The sequence below is a fragment of the Paenisporosarcina quisquiliarum genome (genome assembly GCF_027563315.1).
In the GTDB taxonomy this organism is placed as follows: Bacteria; Bacillota; Bacilli; order Bacillales_A; family Planococcaceae; genus Paenisporosarcina; species Paenisporosarcina quisquiliarum.
Window position 1 is genome coordinate 99,938 of the sequence record NZ_JAMKBJ010000009.1, and the last position, 24,661, is coordinate 124,598.

Here is a 24,661-nt window from a genome sequence, read left to right on the forward strand (position 1 = left end):
GTCATACAAAAGTTATAGATGTAATGCTGATAGCTCCGATCATCATTAAAAAATCCCCCGCAAAAGTCTGCGAGGGAATTCATTGATATTATTATTGAACGTGGTAATTTGCAAAATAACGGGTAATCGTTACCGCGTAATCACCGCGTGTTACTGTTTTTTTCGGTTCAAACTTAGCAACGACAGTTGGTTGTAAGTCATAAGGTCCTTGCTCCACTGAGAAATAGGCATTGAGAATGTTTAAATCAAGCGCCAATTGGACGTACCCTCTTAATTCAGCCGGAACTGACGAAGCATCGGAAATAGCAATCCGACTCTCTTTATATTGAACCGTCAAAGAGTCTCCATTTCTTGTCTTCGCTTCTTCTTCCAAACCAAGCGCCTGCACAAGTGAATACGCCAAGCTTTCGCGCGTTACGTTATCATGGGGTGAGAACTTTCCTGCTACGACTGGCAGCATCACACCTTTCGAAACTTGCCTCCCATCCTTTAAAGCAGCTCCATCAGCTAAAACGGCCTCAACAAATTGCATATCTCCCGCTTTTACATCATTAACCGTCTTTAATCCATCAAAAGGCAGGTATTGTCTCACACCTGCTCCCATAACAAGGAACCTTGCTAATTCACTTCGTTTTAGTGCTTGGTTAGGTTCGTAATTACGTGTATTCTTACTGTCCACTAGTCTTTCATTGACCGCAAGTTTTATTGCCGATTCCGCCGCATGACTACTGACATCGTTCAAGCCGGAAAAACCACTCATTTGCTTCATACCTATTACTCCAGTAATAGTTTCCGGTAAAGAGACACTTCCTCGCAGACCTTCAACACTTAATGTCCATGTACCTGGCGACGGATTCACTACTTGTACCGTCCGATCCGTGTAAAGCGGAAATAGTACTGAAATTCCCGAGCTGTATTTTGTGCCATCTGGTGATGTCAAAACAAGATTCACTGGATTTCCCGTCTGTTCAACCAATCCTTTTGCGTTGAAGCGGGCGGTTAACTCGGTCTGAGCAGCCGGAACGGAGAATGTCGTTTTATTCGAATCAAGTGATGCCGGATTATATTCTATCGTAAAGTCCTGTTTGTTCTCTGTCATTTTAGCGTTTGCATTAAACGTACGATTCATATTTAACGTAGAACCATAGCTCTTGTTCGTAAATGCAGCATCTACTGCAGCGAAGGCATTCACATAGCCGGAACCTGTTTCCCATGTTTCGTAGCCTGGCATATTCGCAGCAGTCTGCTCTACTATGCTCTTAATTTCCATTGGCGAAAGTTGTGGGTTTGCTTCCAAGAGGAGAGCAACAATACCTGCTACATGCGGCGCCGCCATTGAAGTTCCACTCATTGTCGTATAAAAAGGAATGTACGCAGGTGGTATATTTTCCACGTCGTCCGGCGCACCTAATGAAGCGACTGGTGAAATCACTCGTGTGGAAACAATGGCTTGCCCAGGAGATGTGACGGTCGGACGATCTTCCCAATTCCACGTTTCTCCATCTACTACAACTGTTCCACCTTTCCCTTTCACTCCACGAGATGAAAAGTCTGCAAGCTGACCTTGTTTCGTCCCAGCTGCCACTGTAATCACCCACGGAGCTTTTTTATAGTTTCCAGTAATCGTCGCATCTGCAGGTCCAGAGTTTCCGGCAGAGAAAACCGTGACAATTCCGCGATCATAAAGTGCTTTCGTTGCAACGTTTATCGGATTGTACGGGTCAAAATCAGTCCCTGAATCACTCGTATCTCCCCAGGAATTCGTTATGACACGAATATTGTATTGAGCTTGGTGTGTCAATGCATAATCGAAACCACCGATTGTATCCAACATCGCTACTGCTGCACCGGATCCATATCCAATCAACTGTGCTCCAGGTGCCACTCCTTCATATTCCCCACCTGACATCGCCCCAGTAGCACCTACAATTCCTGCAACATGCGTTCCGTGGCCAGAGCTAGTATCCGTGTTTGGAACATTTTCAACATACGTAATCGGCAGCAATTCATTTTGAGCGTGTAAATTGGTGCCCCCAAGAACGTTTTGGACTACATGTGAACCTAATTCATGGTCTTTATGTGTCGCATCAATACCACTATCGTTAATAACAACGCCTATTCCCTTACCTGTAACAGGCAAGCCGCCGTTTTCGTTGCGAATTTGAGTATCTGTTCTTAGACGGTCAACGCCCGTCAATTCTGTTGCTTCTTTATTTTCGTATTGCAATTTCTTATTCGAATAAATGGAAAAAACGTTTTCATTAGACGCCAATATTTCTACCTGCGCTTTTGTTGCGAGGACCCCAGCAATCGGCAGTTCCTTCAAGACTGTACCCTTAGAAATGCCCGCATCTTTCAATACATTCAATATCTCTGCTTGTGGTATACTCTCTTTCTTAAAGGTGACAATAATCTCTTGTGCAGTAGTTGTACTTTCCAAAAGCTCTGTTAACTTTGAATCAACTACTGCTGACGTATTGGTTGAAGTTGAAGCATAGGCCGAAGGGACTGGTGTCATAAACCACGAACTAAAAATCAGTAAAATTGCCAATATAGTTGATAACCATCTCAAAATAATCGCCTCTTCCCTGAATATTCTAACTTTTAAATTAATTATTGCATTTTTTCAGAAAAGTTCTATTCTACAGAGGCTATAACTTGCATTAGCAAAGGTACTAACTCATATACGCCAAAAGTATTATGGCAAAGGGACAAGCTGATTTTGCACGGCATAAATCACTACTTGGGAACGGCTCTTTACATCCAGCTTTTTAAAAATATTGCTGACATGAATTTTGACTGTTTTATCAGTAATAAATAATACCTTTGCTATCTCTTTATTACTCATTCCCTGAACTAAACAATTGAGCACTTCTTTTTCCCTTTCAGTAAGGGTATCTTTAGGCTTGATAGGTTCTGGCTCAGACTGATTGAAGCTTAAAAACTTTTTTGTCATCGATGAGTGGAAGACCGACTGTCCCTTTGACACAGAATGAATTGCATCTACCACTTGTTGTGATGGTGCATCTTTAAGCAAGTAACCATCCGCGCCCTCACGGATAGCAGACATAAAGTATTCGTCATGATCATACATCGTTAAAACTAAAACTTTTATATCCGGATAGTCCCTTTTTATAATACTCGTGACTTCAATCCCGTTTTTATCAGGAATATTGATATCCATCAATATGACGTCCGGTAAAAGTGTCCCTACCTTTTCTAGAGCATCATTGCCTGAAATAGCTTCACCCACTACTTCAATCCCGTCTTCCAAACCTAAAATATTCTTAAGTCCATCACGTAATACTGCATGATCATCGACCAACATCAGTTTAATCATCAGATTCTCCCCCTTCAATTCCCATCTTTGGCACGGTAAGCGTTATTTCTGTTCCTTCACCTTCCCTGCTATCAACTTGTAAGGATGCATGGATTTTCTCTGCCGCTTCATTCATATGCAAAATTCCGAAATGTGGTTCTTTACGAGCCTTGAGCATGGCTTGAAAAAGCGAAAATCCGACACCATCGTCCTTTACTTTGAGCAAAGCATGTTCTTTCTGATAGCTTAATAGAATCTCAATCTTGTTTGCTTTGGAATGCTTAATGGCGTTTTGAACACTCTCTTGAAAAATATCAAAAATGATTTTTTCTACCATTGAACTCAGCGTAAATTCGTGACCACGTGATTCCAGTGCAATTTCGATGGAATGGTCTTTTTGAATCAGGTTGATTCGTGCTGCCAAGGCTGCCTTCAACCCTATTCTTTCTGTTGGATAAGGTCGAAGTGCATAAATGGATTCCCTAACTTCCTTTAAGCTCTGCCTAAGCTTCTCTTTGCTTTCATGCATGAGGCGAAGCGAGTCTTCTGGCATTTTACTGAATTTACGCTCTGCTGTTTCCAGCTTCATAACGGCACCTGCAAGTGACTGAGCAACTCCATCGTGAATTTCACGGGCTATACGATTTCTTTCTTCTAAAATAATTGTTTTTTCCTGCTCCTCAATAAGCATCTTGGTTTTTATTAGAACAGCTAATTGGTTGGCAATGGTTGCTGCAGCTTGAATGTCTTCTTCTTGAAAACTATTTGTTCTGCTACGTCCGAAAATAAATAGACCGACTACCTCATCGTCAAGAATTAAAGGTGCATATAATAAAGTTCGAATTTCAGCATTGAAAATAGATAAGGCCGGACCGCCGTCTTTTTTTGCATCATGGAAGATGGTGAGTTCTTCAATCGTGTCTAATGTAATCCTTATATTCTCGATTTTTTCAAGATGATTTTTTTCAAGACCCTTCGCTACCTTCAATTTCCAATCCTCATCTTCATTTATCCATAAAGTCCACGCATCGGCAGCGATAAATTCCTGCAGGTGTGACTCTAAAAAGCTGAGCCATTCTTCTGTTGGAATCTTTCTATTCAACTCACTGGATATTTTGAAAAGCGCTTTTAATCTGGTCTTCTCTTTGTTCAAACGGACAATGATTGAGCTGAGCAACGCCAATGCAACTAATGGGGAGAAAAAGAAGAAAAAGGAAATGACGTCGATATCTCCTCTGTTCTGGCTACCTAGGACATAAAAGAGTACAAGATAAACATAGGAAATCAATAAGCTATTTAATTCTTGCAAGGTCTTTTGTTTCCATACCTTATACGCATAAGGTTGGGGCCTTACCACTAAAATGAAGTCGACAATTAAATTGTTGAATAGGTAGAATGGGATAATAATTAAGCTAAAATGAATGATGCCCTGAGTGAGTGTGGAAAAGTCGTCCATTGGTAGAATTGGAAGAATCTTTTTGGCTAGAAAGTATGCACTTACAAATCCAATAATAAGTTGGGCAGGATTGAAAAAAACAATTCTTAATGGTCGTCTCTTCAAAAGGTTTATTGTAAAAACAATCATTGCATAGATTACTACGCTGTACCCCAAACCATGCATTATGTAAATGGTATACACAAGAGGAAAGCTTATCGTAGTAAATCCACGCCAAACTGGCATCGGATATAGCTCGACAATTATTAAAGACAACACTAAAAATCCAAAAATAAGAGGCTCTTGCAAGGAGTTCAAATCCATCAAACCGAATTGCACAAAAATCCATAGTCCTATAATTGAAATGAACATCATCGCTTTACTAGCAAAACTCTCAGTCTTTTGTAATCTGGAATTAATTTTCACTTGGACCACCCCCCTAATTGCTTAATATTAAAATTTTCTGATAATAATAACTTAATTGATTTATGTAGTAAAGACAAAGAAAACCCCTTCTTTTGAGAAGAGGTTTAAAGGAATGAACAATTTAAAAAACCCAGACCAGTCCAATGAAATACACTGACCGATGCTGGGACAAACAAGAATGGTTTGTTTGCAGTTATTATCTCAAAGAAAAAGATTGTTATCTATTCAGCAAAAGAAATATTTCTTCCTAATACTTTAGTATTAGAACCCTTTAGTTTTCTATTCTATGTCTTTAATTACTTTAGCAGGGTTCCCACCACATGAAGATTATCACCCTTTATGGCTGATTAATAATTGCACGTCCCCCGAACAATATATTGAAATAAAAATGGACACAATCTTGCATTGTAGTCATTTCAAAATCAAGATTTTTAATTCTGTACTCCATTTCCGTGTCCCTTATAATTGAAAATTGATTTCTTAAACAAAAACTAAAATTCTATTTTCTTTATCACTCTTGCCGGGTTTCCACCGACAATCACATTAGCAGGAACATCTTTCGTCACGACCGCCCCAGAAGCAACTACCACATTATCACCAATCGTAACACCAGGATTAATGATTGATCGTCCTCCGATCCAGACGTTGTCACCGATTGTGATTGGTTTGCCATATTCGCGCATCGTGTTGCGTTCCGTCGGATGAATCGGATGAGTAGCTGTATAGATATGGACGCCAGGTGCCACAAAGCAATTGTCTCCTATTCGAACTTCACATACATCGAGAATGACGCAATCAAAATTAGCGAAAAAGTTCTCTCCTACATGGATGTTGTATCCATAATCACATCTGAATGTAGGTTCAACGTATAAGCTTTTACCCGTGGAGCCAAACAAATTTTTCAACATCTCTATTCTTTTGTCCGTTTCATATTCTAGGGTTTCGTTATATAGTCTGGTTTTAAGACGGGCTGTTCCGCGTTCAGTTATAAGTTCTGGATCTGCGGGGTCGTACATTTCACCCGCAAGCATTTTCTCTTTTTCGGTCATCAACTTTTACCTCCACTCTCATTGCACACTTACAGATCAAATCGTTCTTGAATTAACTTCGCTGTTTCGGCTGCAGTTAAATTTGTATTATTAATTTTTATGTAGTTCTTTCTCGTCACTTCTCCATCGAACGAATTGAGCCTGAATTTATTAGCTACGCTTTTCAGATGCTCCTCTGACCATACAATGTCACGTTTCGTTGGTTTGTGTTCAAGTCGATGAGGGGATTTATTTCTTTCAAGTCTTTCATCCAAATCTGCCTGCAACTCGACGATATAAACTTCTACGCCTTTTGATTCGAATATTTGGCTGGTTTTCTCGACATAATCCCAGTCGACTTGAACGTCGAAGCGCCACACAAATGTAAAAATCACGCCATACAGATCACTTACCGCAAACTCCTCGAACATTTGCTGACGAAATGATTTAACCAACCGATTTCCGGCTTCCGTGCCATAATCAAAAAACGGATGGACAAGCTCGATAGTCAAATGATTATGAAACAACTTTAAATCCGTTATTTTTTCCAGTTCATGCCCGACTGTCATTTTCCCGACAGCCTGCGGTCCTACGATTATAATAAATTTCATATTTCTGTTCCTCTCCAAAAAACGAATTCGTTATAACGCATCGCGAAATTGCTATAAGTTATAACTCCACAACTTCTCAAATAAATTCCATGGATTTGTTTTCTACACCAATACAGTAACTTCCTTTATTTACCCTTTCGTAATTATAGAACATTCAACAAAATGTAAAAACACCTTCGAGTCATGTACATAAAGTACGTCTGTCGAAGGTGTTTTGATTATTTTAATGAGAACCAACATTCATTTCCATATAACAATTTCACCAACATTGAATATCCGGTTGGCTTCAGCTAATTGGAGAAATTATTAGGACTTTAACTAATTCGACTGCCAACATCCACATTGATGTTGTCTTTTATCGCGCGTGAATATGGACATACATTGTGTGCAGCTGTGACAAGCTTTTGAGCAACTTCCAACTCTACATCGCGAACAAGAACATCTAGTTTAACGGAAAGTGAATAGCCATCCGTATTTTGGTGCAATGTAACATGAGCTGTGACTTCCGATCCGCCGTGTTTAATTTTTTCTTGTGCGGCCACCAAATTTAAAGCGGAATCAAAACAAGCTGCATAACCCGCCGCAAAAAGTTGTTCTGGATTCGTTGTATCCTGTTTGACACCTGGCATTGCCAAGGCAAGATCGAGTACGCCATCTTCTGAGCGGATTCTTCCTTCCCGCCCTCCAGTCGCCGTAACAGTTGCTGTAAATAGTTCTTTCATTTTTACCACCCTTTCCTGGTCTTCTTAAAAACTTGGTAAAGCGCTACAACTATTGTTGCCCGTATTATATAACCTATCCATTTAACTTAAGTCTGTTCATATGTGAAATCCTGGATGTTCAAAGCACTTGCAAAGTGGGTATTACAACCAAAGGAATATGAGTGATTAAAAACTGAATATTATACCTAGTCTTACTTGTAATAATGTGCGACTTTTTCCTTGACAGTTACAGTACTTGTTGCCAAAATTACAAACCTATAGGGGTATTTTAAATAAAGGAGCACGTAATCATGATTAACATTATTATCGGATTGATTTTGCTAATGGCCCTCGCATATTTAGGGTGGTCCATCATTTGGATAGCACCTCTCATTGCGCTTTTAGTTGCAGGGTTAGAGGGACTTGATTTATTGCCAGCATATACAGAAATTTATATGACTGGGTTTGTAAATTTCGCTAAAAAGTGGTTCCCTGTATTTTTACTCGGGGCAATTTTTGGGAAACTAATGGAAGAAACGGGCATGGCCCAATCAGTAGCATATAAAATCACTCAATTCATAGGAAAAAAACGAGCGGTTTTAGGTGTATTGGTTGGAGCAGCTGTACTGACTTACGGAGGCGTTAGTTTATTTGTGGTTGTTTTTGCTATTTATCCTCTAGCTATTGCGCTATTCCGAGAAGCCGATGTTTCAAGAAAGCTCATTCCGGCTACTATTACACTTGGAGCTTTTACGTTTACGATGACGGCACTTCCTGGAACTCCGCAGATTCAAAATATTATTCCGACTGAGTACTTCCAGACGACTCCGACTGCTGGCCCAATTATGGGTGTGGTATCTGGACTAATCATGGCAGTGGGTGGTTACCTTTACTTAGCTTGGAGAAGTAAACGACTGCAAAGCAAAGGCGATGGATACACAGAACCTAAAAACGGGGATGAAGTGAAAGAAATTGATGCTTCCACTCTTCCAAATCCTTACCTGTCCATTTTGCCATTACTGATCGTAGTGTTTGTGTTAAATATTTTAAAACTGGATATTCTTCCATCTTTATTGATTGGGATCATTGCGATCATGCTGTTGAGTTTCAAGAAATTCAAAACGTTCATTAAATCGATTAATGGCGGTGCAGCAGGTTCAGCGATGGCCATTTTAAATACGAGTGCGGCTGTCGGATTCGGTGCAGTTGTTACGGCCGTACCAAGTTTTAAACAGTTAACCGACTTGATTCTTGGTATTAAAGGAAATCCTTTGATTTCAGAAGCAGTTGCTGTTCAGTTACTAGCAAGTATTACTGGTTCTGCATCTGGCGGTATGGGGATTGCGCTCGAAGCTTTAGGGGATAAATATTATCAATTATCCCAAACAACCGGCATCGACCCAGAGGCGTTTCACCGAATTGCTTCTGTCGCTTCAGGGGCGTCGATTCTGCCACATAATGGCGCGTTACTGACCTTATTGGCTGTAACGGGGCTAAAACACAAAGATTCATATTTAGACGTTGCGGTTGTTGGTTTTATCATTCCAACCATTGCTGTCATTGCAGCGATAATTTTAGCAAGTATGGGACTTTATTAATTTAAAAGGAGATCTGATTATGTTAAAAGATAAAGTAGTATTTATTACAGGTGCGGCTCAAGGAATTGGTTATGAAGTTGGGGAACGTTTTGCTGAAAATGGAGCAAAGGTTGTCCTGACAGATTTAAATGAAGAAGGCGTTAAAAAAGCCGCTCAGCAACTTGCTGACAAAGGATACGAAACTCTTGGCATCAAGTGTGACGTAACAAACGAAGAAGAAATGAAAGCTGCCATCGATCAAACGATTGCGCACTTCGGTGAATTCCATGTCTTGATTAACAACGCTGGCATGCAATATGTATCACCAATCGAAGAATTCCCAACAGAAAAATTCGAATTGCTGATCAAAATCATGTTAACTGCTCCGTTCATGGCAATTAAGCATGTGTTCCCTCAGATGAAAAAACAAAAATATGGTCGTATTATTAATATGGCTTCTATTAATGGCGTAATTGGTTTCGCCGGAAAAGCAGCTTATAACAGTGCGAAGCATGGCGTTATCGGTTTAACAAAAGTTGCTGCTTTAGAAGGTGCAGAACATGGCATTACGGTCAATGCATTATGTCCTGGCTACGTGGACACGCCACTTGTAAGAAATCAGTTATCGGACTTAGCAAAAACACGCAATGTAGAACTGGAGAAAGTATTAGAAGAAGTAATCTACCCTCTTGTTCCTCAAAAACGTTTATTGTCAGTTGATGAAATTGCTGACTATGCTCTATTCCTTTCAAGTGATAAAGCAAAAGGTATCACAGGACAAGCGGCAATTCTTGATGGTGGCTACACAGCTCAATAAGAAATTTTTTCATAAAAAAGGAGTGTACTTTCCATCGTGGAAGTACACTCCTTTTTTTATGTCTATGGTAGTACCGTCGCCCCCATCAAGTAGCGATCACATTCCCTCGCTACTTCACGTCCTTCGTTAATCGCCCATACAATCAAGCTTTGTCCACGGCGCATATCACCGGCAGAAAAAACGCCTTCTACATTGGTTGCATACTTGCCGTATTCGGCTTTCACAGTTGAGTTGGGGTTTGTTTCCACATTCAATTGCTGAAGAAGTCCTTGTTCCGGACCATTAAATCCAATGGCTAGCAACACAAGGTCTGCTGGCCATACTTTTTCAGTACCCGGTATTTCTTCGCGTATTCGATTTCCATTTTCATCGATTCGGAGTTTCACATGGATAGTATGAACTTCTTTAACGTGACCCTCTTCGTTCCCCACAAAACGCGTGGTCTGAACGGCATAAGCTCGTGGGTCTTCTCCGAATTTACTTGCCGCTTCCTTTTGCCCATACTCCAACCGATGAATGATCGGATACTGCGGCCAAGGATTGCCCAGCTCATCACGCACTGCGCCTTTTTTATCGTATATATCAAACTGCGTTAAACTCTTACAATCATGTCGAACGGCAGTTGCCAGACAATCTGTCCCTGTATCTCCACCACCGATGACAATGACATCTTTTCCTTTCGCTGAAAGGTATTTGCCATCCTGTAGATTCGAATCTAGCAAACTTTTGGTGTTGGCATGAAGAAATTCCATTGCGTAGTGGATTCCTTTCAATTCGCGTCCTTCCACTTGAATGTCCCGATGAATGGTTGCACCCCCACATAAAATGCTGGCATCAAACTCTGATTGCAGTTTTTCGACGGGATAATTCTTGCCGACTTCCATGTTTGTCATAAACGTAATGCCTTCTTGCACCAATAAAGCAACACGTCGTTCTACCATTTCGTATGGCAGTTTCATTTCAGGAATCCCGTACGTCAGGAGGCCACCTACGCGATCGTTACGTTCAAAGACCGTTACCCAGTGACCGGCTTTATTGAGTTGCGCTGCAGCTGCGAGACCAGCTGGTCCAGACCCGATGACCGCTACTTTTTTACCTGTCCGTTTTTCGGGAGGTTCCGGAACGACCCAACCTTCTTCAAAGCCTTTTTCAATAATGGCACGTTCCACCGTACGAATGGCGACAGGAGGTTCGTTTATTCCAAGGACGCATCCTCCTTCACATGGAGCTGGACAGGCAGTGCCGGTAAACTCAGGAAAGTTATTCATTTCATGTTCGCGCTTCAATGCTTCTTTCCATTGTCCTTGATAGACGAGGTCATTCCACTCAGGTATCAAGTGATAGACCGGACATCCGGATGTCACCCCATTGATTTCGGTTCCAGTATGACATGTAGGCACGCCACAATCCATACAACGTGCTGCTTGTGTCTGGACTTCCTGTTCCGTCATCGGTTCCGTATAATCCTGCCAATCCTTTACACGCTGCTGTGGTTCGCGTTCACGTTGTGATTGACGCTCATACTCCATAAATCCAGTTGGTTTTCCCATCATATCCCTCCTTTTCGCCAGATTATTTTGCGGATCCAACCTTTTTACTTTCCTCGAATGCCGCCATTTGTGCATCGAATATGGACAAACCAGTGTCCTGAAGCTCTTTGATTCGATTGTTTATCGTCAAATAGGATTTTGGAATAACACGGACGAATTGTGAAGAATATTTCTCCCAATACGCTAAAATGCGTTTTCCGAGTCCACTATTTGTATAATCCACGTGCTTTTCAATCATCGAGTAGAGCTCTTTCATCTCTTCATTATTTTCAACCGGTTGTATTTGAACTAGTTCCGTATTGCAATTGGATAGGAATGTTTCATCTTCATCAAAAACATACGCTACGCCACCTGACATTCCTGCAGCAAAATTGCGTCCTGTCGAACCTAAAACGACAACCTTTCCACCCGTCATATATTCACAACCGTGATCGCCAACTCCTTCAACTACTACATTGGCGCCACTATTACGTACACAGAAACGTTCACCGGCGATTCCTTGTATATAGGCTTCACCAGCAGAAGCTCCATAGAAAGCTACGTTGCCGATAATAATATTTTTCTCAGGAGGGAAAGTGACCACTGGATCGGGATGGACAATAATTTTCCCGCCAGACAATCCTTTTCCTACGAAGTCATTTGAGTCCCCAACGAGTCGAAGTGTTATTCCCCGGGGAATAAATGCACCAAAGCTTTGACCAGCAGATCCTTTTAAGGTCAGACGAATGGTATCTTCAGGCAATCCTTTTTCCCCGTATCGTCGTGTGATTTCACTGCCAAGCATCGTTGCAGTGACCCGGTTAATATTTCGAATCGCTGTTGTAAATTCCACCGGTTGCTGATTTTCGATGGCTTTACGACAAATTGGAATCAGTTCCTGGAAATCGAGCGTCTTCTCTAAGTCATGATCTTGATCAACAGTATGATAACGCCCTACTTTTGCTGGCAAATCAGGTGAGTACAGAAGAGCCGACAAATCGATGTCTTTTGCCTTCCAATGGTCAATCGCTTCGTTTACTTCAAGCGCGTCTGTACGTCCGACCATTTCGTTGATGGTTCTGAAGCCAAGCTCAGCCATTAGCTCTCTCGTTTCAGTAGCAACAAAACGCATGAAGTTCGCGACATGTTCAGCATCTCCCGTGAATTTTTTGCGCAGTTCAGGATTTTGCGTTGCAATTCCTACTGGACATGTATCCATATGACAGACGCGCATCATGACACAGCCGAGCACCACAAGTGGGGCTGTTGAAAATCCGTACTCTTCCGCACCGAGAAGTGTAGCTAATACCACGTCTCTTCCGGTCATCATTTTGCCGTCCGTTTCCACAACGATGCGATCACGAAGTCCATTTAACAGGAGTGTCTGATGGGTTTCGGCTAATCCGATTTCCCATGGTAATCCAGTATGTTTTAAACTCGTACGAGGTGCTGCTCCCGTACCGCCATCGTAACCACTGATCAAGACAAGGTCCGCTCTTCCTTTGGCAACGCCTGCAGCTATTGTTCCCACCCCGACAGCGGAAACTAATTTAACGCTAATGCGAGCTCGAGGATTAGCATTTTTCAAATTATGAATGAGCTCTGCCAAATCCTCAATTGAATAAATATCGTGATGCGGTGGCGGAGAGATCAGTTCAACTCCAGTTGTGGAGCCACGTACTTCCGCAATCCACGGATATACTTTCTTACCAGGTAAGTGCCCACCTTCACCAGGTTTGGCCCCTTGTGCCACTTTAATCTGTATTTCATCTGCATTGACCAAGTAATGGCTCGTCACACCAAATCTGCCTGATGCCACTTGTTTAATGGAACTTCTTCTTGAGTCTCCATTTGGATCCGGCGTAAAGCGGTCGATATCTTCTCCACCTTCACCCGTGTTACTTTTCCCGCCAACACGGTTCATCGCAACTGCCAAGGCTTCATGTGCTTCTTTCGAAATGGAGCCATAAGACATCGCACCGGTTTTGAAACGTCTGCAAATCTCCTCGACAGATTCTACTTCTTCAATCGGCACAGACTCTCTCTTCTTAAATTTCAAGAGCCCTCGTAATGATTGGAGATTGGTTGTTTCGTCTGTTAATAGTTTTGTGTACTTTTTGAACACTTCATAGTTATTCGTTCTACATGCATGTTGAAGTGTATGGATTGTACTCGGATTGTATTGATGATCTTCCCCGTTCGCACGGTATTGGAATTCATCGCCTGCCTCCAATGTCTGATTGTCTCCACGATTTTCACCAAACGCGATTTCGTGACGCATGAGCACTTCTTTTTCAATCATTTTCATGCCGATTCCACCCAGTCGTGAAGACGTTCGGGTGAAATACTTATCGATTACATCCAGGTGAATGCCCACGGCTTCAAATATTTGGGCTCCACGATAGCTTTGAATCGTGGAAATCCCCATTTTGGAGAGGACTTTAATGACTCCATCTGTAACTGAATGGATATAGTTATTTACCGCTAACTCCACTGACTCTATATCGATATCGCCTTTTTCGATCAGTGCGTTTACGGAATCAAAGGCTAAATATGGATTGATTCCTTCTGCACCGTAACCTAGTAAGGTGGCGAAATGATGGACTTCTCTCGGTTCGCCAGACTCTATTAAAATACTTATTTTCGTACGTGTGCCTTGACGAATTAAATGATGATGCAAACCAGAAACCGCTAGAAGTGCCGGAATGGCTGCGTATTTTTCTGACACGCCACGGTCGGATAAAATCAGCAACGTATGTCCTTCTTGAACTGCCTGGTCAGCTTTTACAAATAATGAGTCGAGTGCCTTCTCCATTTGACAGTCGCTAAGTCCATTTGACGTTGCATCAAATAGCGTCGAAAATGTAACCGATTTGAACCCATCCAGTTGTTGGGCTCTAAGCTTTTGAAGTTGTTGATTTGTCAGTATTGGTGTTTTTAGACGTATATGCTTACAGCTCTCAGGACCGGGCTTTACCAAATTACCCTCAGCACCTATTGTGGTGTCAACCATCGTCACGATTTTTTCGCGAATGGCATCAATCGGAGGATTGGTAACTTGAGCAAATAGTTGTTTAAAGTAGTTGTATAGTAATTGTGGTTTTTTCGATAAAACGGCTAGTGGGGAATCATAGCCCATGGAACCGACTGGATCTTTACCTTCCAACACTAAGGGCTTGATGATTTTATTTAGTTCTTCTCTTGTATAACCAAATGCCAGCTGTTGTTTTAACAATTCATTGCCATTGTGAATGTATGATTTTTCCACCGCTTCAGGTAAATCTTCTAGATTTTTCATGTTTTTTAGCCACTCTTTATATGGCTGTTCAGAAGCAATTTGAAGTTTGATTTCTTCATCCGGAATAATCGTTCCTTTTTCCAGATCAACTAAAAGGATTTTACCTGGGGCGAGTCTTCCCTTGTATTCAATATCATCAGCGAAAATATCCAATGCCCCAACTTCGGAGCCCAGGACAATCATGCCACCCTTCGTTACATAATAGCGGGCAGGTCTAAGACCATTTCGGTCAAGACAGGCGCAGATTTGGTTGCCATCTGTAAATACCAGTGCTGCTGGACCATCCCATGGTTCCATCAATGTACTGTGGTATTCATAAAAATCACGTTTTTCTTCTTTAATTGTTAAATCATTCGCCCAAGGTTCAGGTACCATCATCATGGCTGTATGGGCCAGCGAACGTCCAGAAAGATGCAGGAATTCGAAGCAATTATCAAACATCGACGAATCGCTACCGTCCGCATCGATTATTGGTAATACTTTTTGCAAGTCTTCAGGACTGAAAAATGCAGATTCACATAGTTGCTCACGAGCACGCATCCAGTTGACATTGCCTCTTAATGTATTAAATTCTCCATTATGGATGGTATAACGATTTGGGTGTGCTCTCTTCCAGCTCGGGAAGGTGTTGGTACTGAAACGGGAATGTACAAGTGCTAAAGCGGATTTATATTCTGGATGATTTAAGTCGATGTAAAATGAATCAAGTTGTTCGGGGATTAGCATGCCTTTGTAGACAACCGTGCGCGTCGATAAACTGCAGATGTAAACATCCTCATAGTCTTTCACACTTGCCAATTCTTTTTCAATTCGTTTGCGGATCACGTATAGCTTTCGTTCAAAATCCATTTGATCTTTAATATTTTCGTTTACTTGAATGAAAAATTGCCTAATCGTCGGCTTTGTTTTGGTCGCCACTTTTCCTACAAAAGAGTCATTGATTGGAACAGGACGCCAGCCAAGAAATAGTTGACCTTCTTCTTCAATGATTTGTTCAAAAACTTCTTTGCTTTTCATGCGTAAGTCGTGATCTTTAGGTAAATAAACCATTCCAACACCATATTCGCCTTCTCTAGGCAACAGGATGTTCTCTTTCTCACATTGCTTTTTAAAGAACCGATGGGGAATTTGAGTTAAAATCCCTGCTCCGTCTCCTGTACTCGTATCAGCGGATTGGCCACCACGATGCTCCATATTACAAAGCATGTTGATTGCATTCTGAACAATCCCATGGGTCTTTCTTCCGTTAATATTGGCCAACATCCCAATCCCACATGCTTCGTGTTCTTGTTCTGGATCATATAAACCTTGTGCTGCAGGATATCCAGTTTTCGTCATGACAACGTCCCCTTTCTATTAATCTGCTGAAAGATGTTCATTTTTTTTATGAAGGGGTTCTTCATTGCATGTACACTTCCAATTTCGGAATAGTATACCATAAAATCCCCATTAACACACAATTCCGATAATATTATTTATTCATTTTAATAGATAATTATGAATGAAAACGCTCTCATTCTTGTTTCTAATTCATATCAAATGCAATGAAAACATATATACATCAATACTTTTAGACGATTTAAAGAAATTGAACTATTTCTTTAAAAAACATTTTTTATACACGTCTTCACTCCAAATTCTCGAGCAGGCGTTTAGTTTTGTGAAAGTGGGTAAACTACATGTATGTAAATACTTAAAGGAGGTAACGTCATGAAAACGAAAACTAAATTTCTAGCAATGCCATTGGCGGCAGCCCTTTTACTTGGCGCTTGCGGTGACGATGAAAAAGAAGATGAGATTGAAGTTGAGGACCCGATGTTGGAAGATGACGGGGAAAACGATGTAGGTGGATGATTTGAGTGAAGAGATGAACTGTCTCTTCGCTTTTTTTTTGGAATTTTTTAAATGGAAGGTTTTTCATCTTCAGAATTAGGGAAGAAACAACTATTGTTTAAGGTTATTTTGTAAAACTAAGTGAATTAAGGGAAGAACATTACATATGAAAGATTATCTACCGCTCTTATTTTCGTTTCCCTGAATTCCATTTTCAAAATACCTTTAAAGCATCTGCTCGTTCACTTGATCCAATAGGAACAATAACGACGGCAAGACCATCATGAGGAAGATTTGTTAATGACTTCAGCCACAGAGCGCGCGAATACGCGTCGAATCACAGGTAACATTTTTAAAGGTTCGGTTGGAAATCTAATCGAATGGTATGACTGGTATGTCTATTCTGCTTTTGCTATCTACTTCTCTTCTGAGTTTTTCCCTGAAGGAGATTCGACGAGCCAACTTCTTAATACAGCTGCGATTTTCGCCGTCGGTTTCTTAATGAGACCCATCGGTAGTCTATTGATGGGTCGCTATGCAGACCGTCATGGACGTAAAGCGGCTCTGACGCTTTCCATTATGGTTATGGCTGGTGGCTCTTTAATTATTGCCTTGACGCCTAGTTATAGCAGTATAGGTATTATGGCGCCAATTATTCTTGTTTTGGCCCGACTTCTTCAAGGTCTGTCTTTAGGTGGAGAATATGGAACATCCGCTACCTACCTATCTGAAATGGCGAGTAGCGGACGTCGCGGGTTTTATTCGAGCTTCCAGTATGTGACGCTTGTTGCCGGACAAATGGTTGCGCTTGGCGTTCAAATCGTCCTTCAGCAAGTGCTCAGTGAAGCAGATATGTATTCATGGGGCTGGCGTATTCCGTTCGTTATCGGTGCAATGGGTGCATTAGCCGTTATGTGGCTGCGTCGTACGATGGATGAATCGGAACAATTCACTAAAATGGATACGAAAAGTAAAGAAAGTGCCGGTACTATACGCACTCTTATGAAGCACCCTAAAGCGGTTCTGACGGTTGTTGGCTTAACACTAGGTGGAACAGTTGCTTTCTATACCTACACAACATATTTACAAAAATTCATGATCAATACAGTTGGACTGGAGAAAGAAGTCGTCAGTTGGATAAACTTCTTGGCGTTACTTGTATTCGTCGTCCTCCAACCTATAGCAGGTATGCTTTCGGATAAAATTGGCCGTCGTCCTTTACTCATGACCTTTGGGATTCTCGGTACGTTACTGACGGTGCCAATATTCTTCATCCTGGAGCAAACGACTAGTCCCGTTATTGCTTTCTTACTGATGATGCTAGGTTTGGTTATCGTTACTGGCTATACTTCCATCAACGCGATTGTAAAAGCCGAACTTTTCCCTACTGAAATACGTGCACTGGGCGTGGGATTACCTTACGCTTTCACTGTCGCTATCTTTGGTGGGACTGCAGAATTCATCGCGTTATGGTTAAAAGATATCGGATATGAATCACTCTTTTACTATTATGTAGCTGGCTGTATTGCCATCAGTTTCATCGTCTACTGGCGTATGGCAGAGTCTTCGAAAGCCTCGCATATTGAAAGAGAATTGGAAACAGACAAACTTTAAAATGAAAAGGGCATTCCTTAACGGGAATGCCCTTTTTATATAAAAAATTCAATGTTTTCATTCGTTGAATAGACTAATGAACTCCCCATATCCTTGCTGTTCCAGTTGGTGTTTTGGAATAAAACGGAGTGCAGCTGAATTGATGCAATACCTTGCACGGTCAAGTCCTGATCCGTCATCGAATACATGACCAAGATGTGCATCGGACGTTTTGGTGCGGACTTCAATACGGCGCATGCCGAGCGAGGTATCCAGTTTTTCGGCAAGTTCATTACGGCGCAGTGGTTTTGTAAAGCTTGGCCAGCCGCATCCCCCATCAAACTTATCGGTTGAACTGAATAAAGGTTCACCGGAGATACAATCGACATAAATGCCGTCTTCGGTATGATTCCAGTATTCGTTTTGATACGGGGGTTCGGTCGCATTTTCTTTCATGACTTTGTATTGGAGCGTTGTCAGTTCTTTCTGGAGCTGTTCGTCGGTTTTCGTCATTTTCCAGTGTTTACGGATGAAATCGGCACGCCCTGATCCTTCTTTGTACAGATTGTAGTGAAAAGGCACTTTTTTGTAGTAGTGCTGATGTTTTTCTTCCGCATCGTAAAATGGCTGTGCGGGTAAAATCTCAGTGGCAATCGGCTGGTTAAAGCGTCTACTTGCTGCAAGTATGGATTTTGATTCTTCTGCCATTACCTTTTGTTCTTGATCATGATAAAAAATCGCCGTGCGGTACGCTTTACCACGGTCGTTGAACTGACCATCCGCATCGGTCGGATCGATTTGCTGCCAAAACAAGTCGAGCAATTTTTCATAGGGGAAGACAACTGGATTATAGGTTATTTGCACAGCTTCATAATGACCGGTAGTGTGCCTATGAACTTCTTCATACGTTGGGTTGTCAACATGACCACCTGTATAGCCTGAGATGACTTTAAGAATTCCGGGCTGTTCATCAAATGGCGACACCATGCACCAGAAACAGCCCCCGGCAAAGGTAGCCAGATGCGTTTGTTCAGACATTGTGCCACTTCCTTTTGTTTTACTGAGAATTTACGAGTGATGGTCACACTTCGCATAAAGAAATTAAGTAGCATTTTCTTTTTATTTGTTTAATGATGAAGGCAATGACTGTTCCCAAATAGACCGATAATCCAAGTCGACAATCGGTTCGTCCTTTATTAGGCGTTTGCGGATACCGGCTACGAGTTCGTTTTCACGTTCATTGTTGGCGAGGTCGACCTTCTTGTGGAACACGCCGTACAAAGTATAGTCACGCATCTTTAAGAATAAAGGCAAGCGCTCAATCCATTCAAGCGGAATGGCCCTTACATTCATATATCCTCTCAGGAAGTGAGTCAATACTTCTGCGCCAAACGCCGAACGTGTTTCAAGCGTTTCTTCCCTGTACTTCCACCACGTTGTGTAATAGAGGGGAATGGCAATATCGCTTACAAAATAGAAAAACATCGCATCATCAAAATCAAATACGTGAATATCGCCTTCGTGGTAGAAGAAGTTACCAGGATGTATGTCCGAGTGAATTAACCCAAATGTTTCCTTTGTTTGTGGCAGCTGTTGAATCTCAGAGACAAGATTGCGATTGCCTTCAATGATGACTTTATCTTCAACCGCATCTATATATTTTTCAAGCTCTATCAAATCATCTTCATCCCAACGCTGACGCTGCGTTTCGGACTCATGATAATCTTCAGTTACCAAGTGCATTTTAGCTGTAGTAGCTCCCCATTTTTCAAATAGTTCCGGACCAAATTCCGGATCATTCATTTTCACAGGGGTGCCTGGAGCTTTATCAAACAAGCAGACATAAAAATAAGAATCTCCCACTGCTAATTCTTCAACGAGTTGTCCATATTCAGATTTATGTACAAGTGACACATGGATATCGTGCCCATGCAGGAAATTAATCCATTTTAATTCACCTTCCACTTCCTTTTTCGAACGATGCGACGAGTGTGTCAGTCTCAGAATGAATGGCTTGCCTTCCCGCTTCACTTCAAATACATAATTCTCGAAATCGCCAAGCTTCTTAGCGTCTGATGCATCCGCTCCAAATCGTGTTGCGGCTTCCTTCAAGACGTCTTCAGAAAAAAGATTTTCTACCCACTGTTCCATCATGATTCCCCCATTGATTTCTATTCTTGTTGTGATAAACAATCCTCATCGCCGATTAGGATTTCTCAGGATACATCTTCTGCAAGAATGTGATTGATTGTCGTATTAAATCCTTCAGTATATTCACATCAATATCGTCAATTTTATTAATATAAACACAGGCTTTTCCTGAAGTGTGCTTGCCAAACTTTTCAAGTAACTGCTCCCGTTCAGTGTCACCCGTTGCAAAGTATAGGCTGATTTTCGCTTTCCGCGGTGAAAAACCTACGAGCGGTGCATCGCCTTCATGCCCAGTTGGATATTTATAATGATAACTGCCGAATCCAATAATGCTCGGCCCCCACATTTTCGCTTCAAAACCTGACGTCTCTGTGAAAAAATCGAGCAACTTATATGCGTCTTCTCGTTTTTTGGGATGATCTACCCCTTCAATAAACTCAATTACACTTCGATCATTTTGCTTTGTTTTCAATTCATACGTCATATATGTTCATCCTTCCTTTTTAACGAAAAAGAATTTGGCTTTGCTAATCCTTTTCGATTTTACGATGGTGAAATCCTTTAATTTAGATGTATAACTCCATCAATCGGTTCAAAATTCAACCTTATGACATCTGGCGCTTCAAGTAATTAAAACATCAAATCCCTCCAATCATTTACAGATTGGAGGGATTTTTTGAAAGGCTATTTTGGCTGTCTATTTAAGAATTCTCTTACTCTTTTCGCATATTCCTCAGGTTCTTCCGCTCCTGGCATATGTGAACTGTTTTCAAATACGTGAAACTCAGAACCTGGAACCAAACTCGCATAATATTCCGTTGTTTTTGGTGTTGCTTCATCATAGTATCCACATGTGAAAAGACTTGGAATATCGATTTCGTGCAATCGATCGGTTACATCAAAGGTTTTTAATGTGCCCGTCACTGTGAATTCTGACGCTCCCCACATGTAGCCATAAATTTGACGGTTACTCCTCGCAAAATTTGCCACGAGTTCTTCAGGTAACGGCGACAACCTACAGACATGTCGTTTATAAAACTCAATCATCGCTTGATGATACTCTTCTGAGTCCGTCGTATTGTCACGTTCACATTTCTCGATGATGTCCTGTGCTTCTTGGGGTAAATGTTTCATATGTTGGCGCTGGTCTTGTTCCCACATGCTGGACTTCAAACACGGACTGGAGAAAATAATACTTTTGACGCCTGTCGGATTCTCAAGAAGGTATGCAGCGCCAAGCATGGTTCCCCAAGAATGTCCGAGAATATGCACTTCATCCAATCCAAGCGCTTCTCTCACTTGAGCTAATTCTTCCACATAGCGTTCAACCGTCCATAAACCAAGATCCACCGGACGATCTGAATTTCCACATCCTAATTGATCGTATTGAATGACCGGTCTTTCGTCTCCAAGTTCTCGAAGCGGATCAGATTCACGACTCATTCCGCCTGGTCCCCCGTGTAAAACCAATAGTGGCACACCAGGACCATCCCCCGTCTTGCGATAATAAACATTTCCCCCTGTTACAGGAATGAACCCTTCGGTAACTTGCTTCATGTGTATTAATCCCCTTTTATATATGTTTCTGTAAAGTTACTACTTTTTTTAGTATGGAACAATAGCTGTGAACGGTTTATTTGTCTTTTATGAAAAATTAATCATGAGCATTAATACGCCAAGGCCCACCACCCATATCATCGGAATCGAATTAATGATGATGGCTGTTCGTTTTTTATACATATACAGAATCCAAGAAAAAATGGAACAGAGGATAACCGCAACCGGATATATGCCAATCCCCAAAACAAAAGAAATGTTGCCAGCACTAAAGCCATTATCAAAACTCATAAAGGACAAACCCCAAATCACAAACCACGGAATCAGACACAGCACATAAAGAATCTGACTGCCAATTAAATAGATCTTCATTCTACCCTCCTTACCTATTGGGAATCTTCATTTAGCTCCATACCTAATTTGGCCAAACGTCTAATTTCTTCACCCATTCTCTGGTTGACAGGAAAAGCAGCTTCTAAATACTTTAGTATATGCAACGCTGATTCAGGGACATGATGATATCCTTGTATCATGTCACCAATGGTCAGTGCAAAGCGGGGAAATCTTTTTTCCAGCCGTCTTGCATGACTAAATACATCCGGAAAGTACTCTACTTCTGGTTCAATTAGATGAAGCACATTTAAAATATTATCGATGGCTTCCCCTTGGACAAACTTTAGAGCAGATAACTTCTCTCCCCTTGCATAACGGCACAATCCAACATACAAATTGGTTAACGCCTCATTGATCGAATAGTCCAGTGAGTGTTCCTTTTTTAATGCACCATTTTGAACTGTTGGTATGTGCAAATCTTTATTAATAAAATGAGCGTCTTGCCACACAATCCGTCCCTCGGTATAAGAAATATGTTCCATTTCATTTTCTTCAAACACAGCAAACTCAGCGTAAATGCCATCTTCAAATAAGATTTTATGTCCGTCTTTCGTATTTCTAAAAGAAAACGCTAGTGGATGAACAGCTTCTAGCCAATCCAACCGCTCAATAAACCTCGATTTATACTCTGGCTTCACAATAACGAAGAAATCTAGATCGGAATAATCATCCAGTCGCTCGAGCTCAGTCCCCACTGAACCGAGCCCAAATAATAAAAGTGCGCCTCCCGTTGTTTCCAAACTCTGTCCAATTGCATCCAATCTGTCCAATAAATCTTGCTTTCTCAAACTCCATCCCCCTTTTGAATACAAAAAGGGCTCAACCACCGTATATGCGAGGTTGAACCCAATCGTTACATTGCCTTTAGTATTCTTAAATTGAAATTATCATTGTGCGTAAAGTCTGTCAACTTCAGTTTTCTTGCGTGTGTGGTGTCCCTGTAACTTCCGGCGGAACGAGTGCATATTTTTCCCATGCTCTGCTTTTCCATCGGAAATACATAATGATGGCCCGCGTCCATTCATCTGCTGCAATAGCCAACCAGATGCCCGGCAGACCCATATCCAAATGAAAGACGAAGAGATATCCTAATGGCAAACTCATCAATACCATTGAAAAGACCCCGATAAGGACCGGGAATTTAGCATCCCCTGCAGCTCGCAGTGAATTGATGATGACGATATTCATTGTCCGTCCTGTCTCCAAAAGGATACTGAGCAACAAAACGGTGGATGCAATTTTAATGACTTCTGGATTATCCGTAAATAACCCAATCAGCTGATTGCGGAAAATCATCACCAGTATGACCATACTTAACGTGAAGATAAGGGCTGATTTCAAACTCTTAAATAATCGCAAATACGCTTCTTCTTTTTCATTTGCCCCGACTAATCGTCCGACAATAATGGCAGTTCCCATACCTATGGCAATGGCAAACAAAAATGTGAACATGGAAATATTCATCGCATATTGTCTGGCTGCCAAGGCTTCTGCCCCAAGGTAGGTCGCGTAATACAAGAATACAATTTGACATGCCTGGTACATGACCTGCTCAAATGCCGCCGGAATTCCGATATGCAGAATTTTGCCGATGTATTCTTTTGATAAGGTAATGTAATAGTGAAATTTCACTCGATATTCCATGACTCTATAGAGCAACCAGAAGAACACTATGAGTGCCAGGAACCGACTGATCACGGACGAAATGGCGGCACCTTGAACCCCCAACTCAGGAAATCCAAATTTCCCGAAAATAAGCAAATAGTTGCCGACTACGTGAAAGATATTCATGCCCAAGGATACATACATGGTTTGTTTCGTCCATCCATGAACACGAATAATAGCCGCTAATGAATTAATGATGGCTTGAAGAAAAATGGCACCACCTACAATGGACAAATATTGTTCAGCGTACGCCAATACTTCACCTTGTAAATTCATGGCCGACATCATGCTTCTGGCAAACACTAAGTATCCTGCACTTATGACTAGCCCGATACCTAGATTTAATGTAACGGCTAACCCCGATATTTTGGATGCTTCGATGTACCTCTTGGAACCGAGATATTGGGAAACAACGATTGCCGCACCAGTTCCCACGACTTCAAGTACTAAAATGGCGATGTGTATATATTGATTGGCTGCACCGACTCCGGATACAGCATCATCCGAAAGCGCACTCAGCATGAACGTATCGACAATTCCCATTAACATAAACAGAAAGACTTCTAAAAATATAGGCCATGTCAGACTGAATAATTTCAGCTTCTTCATTGGCATGTTCTCTGCTTCAATTGTTGCCATTTTTTCACCCTCTTCCAGCTTAAACAATATTTTATTTTAACTATAAACAGAAGATAATGCTATCCAAGGGTTTTATGAGAAAAAAAGGT

The 24,661-nt window shown here is 41.4% G+C and carries 19 protein-coding genes; 4 read left to right on the forward strand and 15 right to left on the reverse strand.

Translation table 11 applies throughout. The annotated features are described in order from the left end of the window. Positions 1-91: 91 nt before the first annotated feature. From M9R32_RS11530 to M9R32_RS11555, 6 genes are all read right to left on the reverse strand, one after another. Positions 92-2,572, reverse strand: coding sequence for a S8 family serine peptidase (locus tag M9R32_RS11530; protein ID WP_269926879.1), 2,481 nt, complete (start codon positions 2,570-2,572; stop codon positions 92-94). Between the two features lie 126 nt (positions 2,573-2,698). Continuing rightward, a complete protein-coding gene (locus M9R32_RS11535) occupies positions 2,699-3,340 on the reverse strand; it encodes a response regulator (RefSeq protein ID WP_269926880.1) in 642 nt (213 codons plus the stop codon). Then, complete coding sequence (locus tag M9R32_RS11540; protein ID WP_269926881.1) at positions 3,333-5,180, reverse strand: GAF domain-containing sensor histidine kinase; 1,848 nt, start codon at positions 5,178-5,180, stop codon at positions 3,333-3,335. Before M9R32_RS11540 ends, M9R32_RS11535 begins: the two co-directional genes overlap by 8 nt. Positions 5,181-5,671: 491 nt before the next feature. Next, the gene (locus M9R32_RS11545; RefSeq protein ID WP_269926882.1) at positions 5,672-6,232 is read right to left on the reverse strand and encodes a maltose acetyltransferase domain-containing protein; all 561 of its coding nucleotides are present in this window, start codon (positions 6,230-6,232) and stop codon (positions 5,672-5,674) included. A 26-nt stretch (positions 6,233-6,258) separates the two neighbouring features. Further along, entirely contained in the window at positions 6,259-6,819 is a 561-nt protein-coding gene (locus tag M9R32_RS11550; RefSeq protein ID WP_269926883.1) for a DEAD/DEAH box helicase family protein, read from the reverse strand. Between the two features lie 314 nt (positions 6,820-7,133). Beyond that, complete coding sequence (locus tag M9R32_RS11555; RefSeq protein WP_269926884.1) at positions 7,134-7,541, reverse strand: organic hydroperoxide resistance protein; 408 nt, start codon at positions 7,539-7,541, stop codon at positions 7,134-7,136. Between the two features lie 290 nt (positions 7,542-7,831). Here M9R32_RS11555 and M9R32_RS11560 point away from each other — a divergent pair, with 290 nt between their 5' ends. Then, positions 7,832-9,118: a GntP family permease gene (locus M9R32_RS11560; RefSeq protein ID WP_269926885.1), complete on the forward strand. Its 1,287-nt coding sequence runs from the start codon at positions 7,832-7,834 to the stop codon at positions 9,116-9,118. 19 nt (positions 9,119-9,137) lie between these two features. After that, positions 9,138-9,914, forward strand: a complete 777-nt coding sequence (locus M9R32_RS11565) for a 3-hydroxybutyrate dehydrogenase (RefSeq protein WP_269926886.1) — start codon at positions 9,138-9,140, stop codon at positions 9,912-9,914. Positions 9,915-9,976: 62 nt separating this feature from the next. Here the strand turns inward: M9R32_RS11565 and M9R32_RS11570 are convergent, their stop codons facing one another. Continuing rightward, complete coding sequence (locus M9R32_RS11570; protein WP_269926887.1) at positions 9,977-11,464, reverse strand: glutamate synthase subunit beta; 1,488 nt, start codon at positions 11,462-11,464, stop codon at positions 9,977-9,979. 22 nt (positions 11,465-11,486) lie between these two features. Beyond that, complete coding sequence (gltB, locus tag M9R32_RS11575; RefSeq protein ID WP_269926888.1) at positions 11,487-16,079, reverse strand: glutamate synthase large subunit; 4,593 nt, start codon at positions 16,077-16,079, stop codon at positions 11,487-11,489. 372 nt (positions 16,080-16,451) lie between these two features. Between gltB and M9R32_RS11580 the strand changes: the two genes are divergently transcribed. Continuing rightward, a complete protein-coding gene (locus tag M9R32_RS11580) occupies positions 16,452-16,595 on the forward strand; it encodes a hypothetical protein (protein ID WP_269926889.1) in 144 nt (47 codons plus the stop codon). Positions 16,596-16,874: 279 nt separating this feature from the next. Further along, on the forward strand, positions 16,875-18,188 hold the full coding sequence (locus M9R32_RS11585) for an MFS transporter (RefSeq protein ID WP_269926890.1): 1,314 nt from the start codon (positions 16,875-16,877) through the stop codon (positions 18,186-18,188). Positions 18,189-18,245: 57 nt separating this feature from the next. Here M9R32_RS11585 and msrA read toward each other — a convergent pair whose 3' ends face one another. The 7 genes from msrA to M9R32_RS11620 form a co-directional block, all read right to left on the reverse strand. After that, the gene (msrA, locus tag M9R32_RS11590) at positions 18,246-19,205 is read right to left on the reverse strand and encodes a peptide-methionine (S)-S-oxide reductase MsrA (RefSeq protein WP_269926891.1); all 960 of its coding nucleotides are present in this window, start codon (positions 19,203-19,205) and stop codon (positions 18,246-18,248) included. Positions 19,206-19,286: 81 nt separating this feature from the next. Then, complete coding sequence (locus tag M9R32_RS11595; RefSeq protein WP_269926892.1) at positions 19,287-20,318, reverse strand: phosphotransferase enzyme family protein; 1,032 nt, start codon at positions 20,316-20,318, stop codon at positions 19,287-19,289. Positions 20,319-20,373: 55 nt separating this feature from the next. Beyond that, positions 20,374-20,802, reverse strand: coding sequence for a DUF1801 domain-containing protein (locus M9R32_RS11600; RefSeq protein ID WP_269926893.1), 429 nt, complete (start codon positions 20,800-20,802; stop codon positions 20,374-20,376). 200 nt (positions 20,803-21,002) lie between these two features. Then, the gene (locus tag M9R32_RS11605; RefSeq protein ID WP_269926894.1) at positions 21,003-21,875 is read right to left on the reverse strand and encodes a proline iminopeptidase-family hydrolase; all 873 of its coding nucleotides are present in this window, start codon (positions 21,873-21,875) and stop codon (positions 21,003-21,005) included. A gap of 87 nt (positions 21,876-21,962) precedes the next feature. Next, entirely contained in the window at positions 21,963-22,247 is a 285-nt protein-coding gene (locus M9R32_RS11610) for a hypothetical protein (RefSeq protein WP_269926895.1), read from the reverse strand. 14 nt (positions 22,248-22,261) lie between these two features. Further along, complete coding sequence (locus M9R32_RS11615; protein WP_269926896.1) at positions 22,262-23,056, reverse strand: hypothetical protein; 795 nt, start codon at positions 23,054-23,056, stop codon at positions 22,262-22,264. A 124-nt stretch (positions 23,057-23,180) separates the two neighbouring features. Further along, positions 23,181-24,572, reverse strand: coding sequence for an MATE family efflux transporter (locus tag M9R32_RS11620; protein ID WP_269926897.1), 1,392 nt, complete (start codon positions 24,570-24,572; stop codon positions 23,181-23,183). Positions 24,573-24,661 lie beyond the last annotated feature (89 nt).